7 protein-coding genes are annotated in these 6,528 nt (G+C 40.1%); all 7 read left to right on the top strand.

Going from position 1 to position 6,528, the window contains the following annotated elements; genetic code table 11:
- Positions 1-514 precede the first annotated feature (514 nt).
- Positions 515-925, top strand: a complete 411-nt coding sequence (locus R7P74_RS24100) for a cytidine deaminase (protein WP_031781297.1) — start codon at positions 515-517, stop codon at positions 923-925.
- A 150-nt stretch (positions 926-1,075) separates the two neighbouring features.
- Positions 1,076-1,558, top strand: a complete 483-nt coding sequence (locus R7P74_RS24105) for a MazG-related protein (protein ID WP_318123251.1) — start codon at positions 1,076-1,078, stop codon at positions 1,556-1,558.
- 138 nt (positions 1,559-1,696) lie between these two features.
- Entirely contained in the window at positions 1,697-2,155 is a 459-nt protein-coding gene (locus R7P74_RS24110) for a GNAT family N-acetyltransferase (RefSeq protein ID WP_275593350.1), read from the top strand.
- A gap of 147 nt (positions 2,156-2,302) precedes the next feature.
- Positions 2,303-2,602: a hypothetical protein gene (locus R7P74_RS24120; RefSeq protein WP_005536942.1), complete on the top strand. Its 300-nt coding sequence runs from the start codon at positions 2,303-2,305 to the stop codon at positions 2,600-2,602.
- A gap of 158 nt (positions 2,603-2,760) precedes the next feature.
- Positions 2,761-4,215: a hypothetical protein gene (locus tag R7P74_RS24125; RefSeq protein ID WP_029835950.1), complete on the top strand. Its 1,455-nt coding sequence runs from the start codon at positions 2,761-2,763 to the stop codon at positions 4,213-4,215.
- A 182-nt stretch (positions 4,216-4,397) separates the two neighbouring features.
- Positions 4,398-5,060 (top strand): hypothetical protein, encoded by a 663-nt coding sequence (locus R7P74_RS24130; RefSeq protein WP_225474303.1) that lies wholly within the window; start codon positions 4,398-4,400, stop codon positions 5,058-5,060.
- A 215-nt stretch (positions 5,061-5,275) separates the two neighbouring features.
- Positions 5,276-5,440 carry a hypothetical protein gene (locus tag R7P74_RS24135; RefSeq protein ID WP_225474305.1) on the top strand — a complete coding sequence of 55 codons (165 nt, stop codon included), beginning with the start codon at positions 5,276-5,278 and terminating at the stop codon, positions 5,438-5,440.
- The last annotated feature ends 1,088 nt before the right edge of the window (positions 5,441-6,528 follow it).

The raw sequence follows: 6,528 nt of genomic DNA on the forward strand, positions 1-6,528 counted from the left end.
CCTTACAGTTTGTACCTTTCATGTTCTTTCCGGTGGCACTATATGCGGAGTGTTCGCTTTGATTTCTCCGTTTACGGCTTCTAACTCTTAGCCTATTTCTTTGGCGCGTCTTCATTTTCGTGGTGGCTTTTGAGAGAACCTTGATTACTTTTGGTGTGGTTGTTGAAGTACGAGGACCGAATCCTTTTCTAATTTGAAGCAAGTGAAAGTAGGGTTGTCCAGTGCGTTTTTCTTCTAGCCAACTTTCGTCTTTCAATGGGGTAAAGTTTTGTAGCGGCCCGTCTCACTTCAGTGTTCAAAGCCTTTCATATCATCTCAATTTTCAATATCTTGGAGCGCATAAATAGAAGTAGCGCATGTACTAACAAATTGCTTAAGAGTGATTCGTAACGCGCGGCATTTTTACTATGCGGTGGCTTAGGGTGATTAAGGCGCTGTGCGGTAGCTTTTGTATTGCGTTACTCACACCTTAGCAAGGCGTTATAGCGCTCGATAAAATTGAATATGGATGGTCATGGATAATATCGAAAAAGAGCTCTATCAAGCAGCAATAGAACTAGTAAATATGCGATATCCTTCTGGTTGGGGTGGAGCTGCGGCTGTTAGAACAGAGTCAGGAAAAATATTAACAAGCATTGCTCCTGATACTAAAAACGATACTCTTTCACTATGCATGGAAGTGGGAGCGTATTTAGAGGCTCACAAACTCAATGAGCGAGTGACCCACTCATTATGCTTGTGTCGTGAGAGCGAGAACGATGAATTTCTAATCTTGTCACCATGCGGAGTTTGCCAAGAGCGCCTTGTCCATTGGGGTGGGGATGTCAAAGCAGCAATTACGACTCCAGAGAATGCATTGGTTTTCAAAACTATACGAGAATTAATGCCTCATCATTGGTCACTTGTAAACGGCAAAGCGCTATAACAAACTGTTTAAGAGTGATTCGCAACGCGTGGCATTTTTACTATGCGGTGGTTTAAGTGTTTAAGGTGGCATGCGGAAGCATCGCTATTGCGTTGCTCACACCTTAACAGGGCGTTATGGCGCAGGGCAAAATTCAGCTAAGGAAGCTAGATGAGTGATAAAGTTAAAGTAGCCTTGCAGTGGCTCAAAGAAATCTTGGATGCAGAGGTTGTGGAGTATCAAATAGTAGGTGGATTAGCGGCAACTATTCATGGTGGAAGTCGGGAAATAGCAGATATAGATCTTTATATTCGAAACTCAGACGCAGATAAAGTGCTATCGCATGTAGCAAAATACATATCCAAACCGTTAACTCATTATGCTGAATATGGTTGGGATCTAGAGTATTTCCAATTGATTTACCAAAATCAAAAAATTGAAATCGGTTTGTCTGAACATACTAAGATACAATCACATCAAGATGGCTCTTGGCACCAGCTTGAAATCTCCTTTTCAGAATCAGTTATTAAAAATTATCAAGGCATAGAGTTGCCAGTTATCCCAGTTCATCGTTTAGTCGAGTACAAGCGGATATTGGGCAGGGAAGTAGACCAAATTGACATACAAGAGCTAACGTTGAGCGTAGCTCCATAACAAATTGTTCAAGAGTGATTCGGCACGCGTGGCATTTTTACTATGCATTGGTTTTAGTGGTTAAGGTGTTATGCGGAAGCATTGGTATCGCGTGCCTCACACCTTAACAAGGCGTTATGTGCTTTGGTGGAAATGAATATGGAAATCACAATCAGACGTATCGAAACAGAAAGTGTTGAGGATAAAGTTATATACGAGACTTTGTTCAGAGAGTACCTATCGGGCTTCTCGGTTGAACTAGATCCCTCTGTTATTGCTCAGCTGTTTGCGCTGCCTTATTTCCACGGATTTATCAGTTTTGTCGACAATAAGCCTGCCGGTTTTGCGGTTTGCTTTGAATCGTTCTCAACTTATCGTGCGCAAAGAGTGATGAATGTCCATGATTTTATGGTGTCGGGCAACTTTCGTGGTAAAGGTGTGGGTAAAGCGCAACTGAATGGTATCGAACAGTATTGTCGTGATAATGATTACCTCAAAATCACACTAGAGGTCGGTGATGATAATGTTGCAGCTAAAAAGCTCTACAGCTCATTGGACTACGAAGATTACAGAGTAGTTTTGACAGGGCAGCAACATTGGCAAAAGTACCTCAATTAGCACGCACATAACAAACTGTTCAAGAGGGATTCGCAACGCGTGGCATTTTCACTGTGCGTTGGTTTTAGTGTTTAAGGTGGTATGCGGCGGCTTTGGTATTGCGTTGCTCACCCCTTAACAGGGCGTTAGAGCGCAGGAGAAAAAAGTATGAACATGACCGATATAGTTGAATACATTTCATATCTTATCGCCGGCATTATTATCGCTCCTTTCGGCTTCATGCTGTTTAGAGAATTCATCGGTAAAGATCGCAAGACAGTTACAGATGAAGTCAAATCGACAGTAGGTGATGAATCGAGAAAGTTTCTGGGTGGTAGGTATGGTGATGCCGTTGTAGGTCAATTTGTTGAGTTTAAACTGATAATAGCGATAGGCTTGCCGGTAGTACTATTTCTAGGAGTTTCTTCCTTGGTTAATTCTCTTTTGAAAGTTCTGTTCAACCTGTGAGTTGCGCTCTAACAAACTGTTCAAGAGGGATTCGCAACGCGTGGCATTTTCACTATGCGTTGGTTTAAGTGATTAAGGTGGTATGCGGCGGCTTTGGTATTGCGTTGCTCACCCCTTAACAGGGCGTTAAGCCTCAATCGATAATTTTAGGAGTTGTAATGAAAATATATTTCTCGGATTTCTTTGACGTTAGTGAAGAATCGATTGAAAGCTATGGCGCGTTCAATCCTTCGTTAATCAATGATATGCCTTTGTTTATCGATCCGTTCCTATTATTCAATAGTGAGAAAAAACAGTATCAAGATTTACACAGCGATATGATTCAATACCTCGCTTTTCTTAGAGAGGTTTCAAAGGACGACGGAATCAATAAAGGGTTATTGAAAAGTTGGTTCATGTTCCCAGAGGTGAAGCAAAATTGGTTTGGGTACAGTACAGTAGGGAATGGAGGCAGTGGGCTAGGAGCAAAATTTGCTAAAGCTCTAAATGAAAACCTACATACTGTGTTTACTAACTTTGGTTCTGAAGAAATTACGACGAGTAGTCACCTTGAAAAACTATGCCTTATTCGAGATGGTGTTGGTAGGGATAACATCAGTGACTTTACGACAAACCTGATAAAATCGTTTTTACTCGAATATACACAAGAATTCGCTCAGAAAAATATCAATAAAGACTTTAGGCAAGTTCACCTTGTTGAAAAAGTTTATTTTAACTATCAAACCAGAACTTGGGTGAATAAGGAGTTTGATCTACCAACCATTGATGGTGACTTTGTGCTGTTAACTCCTAAAGACATTCTCACCAAAGATGAAACATGGATTAACAAGGCTGATATGGTCGCTAACTTCAACGGCATTGCTAACGCAATACCAAACGACCAGCTAAGAGCGCAGTTAAATGACTACCTAGCGCGTAACCTTCCTGTCGAGCCTAACAAAAAAGACTACGACAAAGCTATCATATCCACAATCCTTAAATATCCTGAATACATTGACTATTTTATTAAGTTTAAAGAAGACTCTGGTGAAGAAGCTAAAGATATTAGTAAGTTAAAGGTTAAAGAAACCGAAATCATGTTTATTGAGCGAGTTAAGTCTTTGGCTGAAAAGCTCAAAGAAACTGAGTTTTACGAAAATAATCCAGGCACGTTTGACGAAACTCTTCAACGCATAAACTTCATGAAGCAAGTCATTGAAAATAATGATGGCTATAAGATTTTCTACATCAAAGGACAACCTGTTAAGCGAGAATCAGATCTGCAACTGCTATTCCGCTTAACTTGGTTTGCATCAGTTTCTGACGTGAACGCTGAAGTTAACAATGGTCGAGGTCCTGTTGACTATAAGATTTCGCGAGGTAATCGGGATAAAACTCTAGTAGAGTTCAAACTAGCTAGTAATAGCAAGTTGAAACAGAATCTCAAGAATCAAGTGCAAGTCTATGAGGCAGCGAATCAGACCAAGAAGTCGATAAAAGTTATTCTCTATTTTAACGATACAGAGTTAGCTAAGTTGATCAAAGTCTTCAAAGAGTTAGAGTTAACAGAGGGTGATACGTTAGTAACTATCGATGCCCGTCCAAATAAAGATTCCGCTTCCAACGTAAAGTAGAGGCTTAACAAACTGTTTAAGAGTGATTCGCAACGCTTGGCATTTTTGCTATGCGTTGCGTTTAGTGTTTAAGGTGGCATGCAGAAGCATCGGTATTGCGTTGCTCACACCTTAACAGGGCGTTAGATTTTATATTTTAGTTGAGTTGTTAAATTTAGATAATGAGTGAGAGAGTTTGTATCGTGAGTCGGCTTATAGACAAAGTAAAGAGGAATCCTAAAAATTCTTTAGTGATGGCTGTAGCATTTGTGGTGGCTATTTTGTTTTTCACTTTTACCGAAAATTACAAAGCAGCCTTTGTTGGTAATATAATTCCAGAGTTAGTTGGGGTTGCAATAGAACTTGTTTTAATCATGGTTGCTTTAGACTTGATTGTTAAGAAACAAGAGAAAGAGAAGAATAAAAAGTTAGAACAAAGAGCACGTGAGTATTTAAGATTTATAATTGTTAATTTACTTAAGAACAAATCAATTTTTGAACGTGCAGTTAAGATTGAACCTAGATTAAAAAGTTTTGAGAATAACCCGCGAGACTATGAGTTCCTTTCTCAAGAGAGAGAGTTAAACCAAGCAATAATAGAGGCGATCCAAAAATCTCTAGATGGGCTAGAGAGTGAATCGGTTATCTCACACATCAAAACTCATATACGATTAGATTTACCTGCATTTCACTCCCTTACTCCTGTTATTGCACAAGTCAGTGGAAAGCACCTCAAAAAGTGGGGGCGGATTTTATACTTTATGACTTTAATTGATGAAAAAGATGACACAATTAAAAATATGAAAGTGATTTTAGGCAAGATTATTGAGTTTGATTTGGAAACTTCGAGGCTTTATAAAATTTAACAAACTGTTTAAGAGTGATTCGCAACGCGTGGCATTTTTGCTATGCGTTGCGACTAGTGTTTAAGGTGTTATACGGCAGCTTTTGTATTGCGTTGCTCACACCTTAACAGGGCGTTAGTTTGCAAGAGGAAAAACGCAGCTATATCGCAAGATCTAGTGGTAAAAGCTCAAAGTCGAAATTATCGTATCGGCGTTCAATTTCAGTGTTAACCAGCGTGGTGAAATTCAAAATTGGCATCGTTTCAACGGCTGATTTGTTCTTTGGTGCGGTGACTTTTGGGTTCTCTGAGTCGAACTTTTTTGCTGAAACTCTGCTCGTTGAGTTTGTCGATACAAAAGCCGATTTACTTGCCGCAAGGACGTTTTCTTTGGTGTGGTAAGTTCACGTGGTTTCAGTGACTTTGTTGAAAGTCCGCATTGTGAGATTAGTTTTCCAAAAGCGCTTTTTGGTGTTGTAAGTTCGTTTTCTGCGGTGTTGTTTGTTCCACGTGGTTTCATTGAGTAGCCGCTTTGAAACTACGCCTGGCTTAAGTGCATCAAAACACTTAAAGCTTATTGTTTACAAAGTTTAAAATAACGTAAATCAACGCTTTGGGTTTGCAAACTAACAAACTGCTCAAGAGGGATTCGCAACGCGTGGCATTTTTACTATGCGTTTAATTTAGTGATTAAGGTGGTTTGCGGCAACATCGGTATTGCGTTGCTCACCCCTTAGCAGGGCGTTAGCACTGGGTTGACATCAAAGGCTAAAAGTTTCTGTTTTTATTGGTTTCTTTTCCTCGCTTTGCACCTAAGCAAATGTGCCTTTCAGGTTCGCTCCGGTGGCACTATATGAGTTGTTTTCGCTTTGAGTTTGTCGTTTACGGTTTCTAACTTTCGGACTATTTCACTGGCGCGGTTTCTTTGATGCGGTTGATTTCCTGCCTTAAATTTGGCTATTTGTCGTGGTTGTTGAAGTCCGATGATCGAATCCTTTGCAAATTTTATTACTGCGAAATAGGGTAGTTTCGCATGTTTTTCTTCAAGCCAACTTACGTCTTGAAGTTTGTTTTTAGTTTGGCAGCTGTCCGTTTCGTTTTGGTGTTTTAAGCCATAAATTTCGTGCTATATTTCAATGTCTTGGCGTGTGTCAAAGGCTTAAAGGGCAGCGTGCTAACAAACAGTTCAAGTGGGATTCAGCACGCGTGGCATTTTTGGTATGCGTTGATTTTGGTGTTGAAGTGCCATGCGGTAACATTGGTATTGCGTGCTTCACCCCTTAACTGGGCGTTATGTTCTTGGAGGACATAGTGGAATATCAAAGGGACAGGGTAACTTTTGGCGTTTTTCAGAAACTTGTTATAAAGCTGTATAAAGCCCTCGTATTCAAGCTTTCAAACCAAAAAGAGAAGCTAGAATGGCAGCTTCTCTTGATAGCCGATTGTTTACGAATCATTGGGCTTTGTAGGTTAGCTTATCGGATGGCTTC

It is taken from the genome of Vibrio sp. 2033 (assembly GCF_033339735.1).

What these genes read in the sequence shown, in the direction of transcription:
- R7P74_RS24110 (WP_275593350.1), top strand. Translation starts at nt 1,697, where the DNA reads ATGGAAATCACAATCAGACGTATCGAAACAGAAAGTGTTGAGGATAAA.
- R7P74_RS24105 (WP_318123251.1), top strand. Translation starts at nt 1,076, where the DNA reads ATGAGTGATAAAGTTAAAGTAGCCTTGCAGTGGCTCAAAGAAATCTTG.
- R7P74_RS24100 (WP_031781297.1), top strand. Translation starts at nt 515, where the DNA reads ATGGATAATATCGAAAAAGAGCTCTATCAAGCAGCAATAGAACTAGTA.
- R7P74_RS24120 (WP_005536942.1), top strand. Translation starts at nt 2,303, where the DNA reads ATGAACATGACCGATATAGTTGAATACATTTCATATCTTATCGCCGGC.
- R7P74_RS24125 (WP_029835950.1), top strand. Translation starts at nt 2,761, where the DNA reads ATGAAAATATATTTCTCGGATTTCTTTGACGTTAGTGAAGAATCGATT.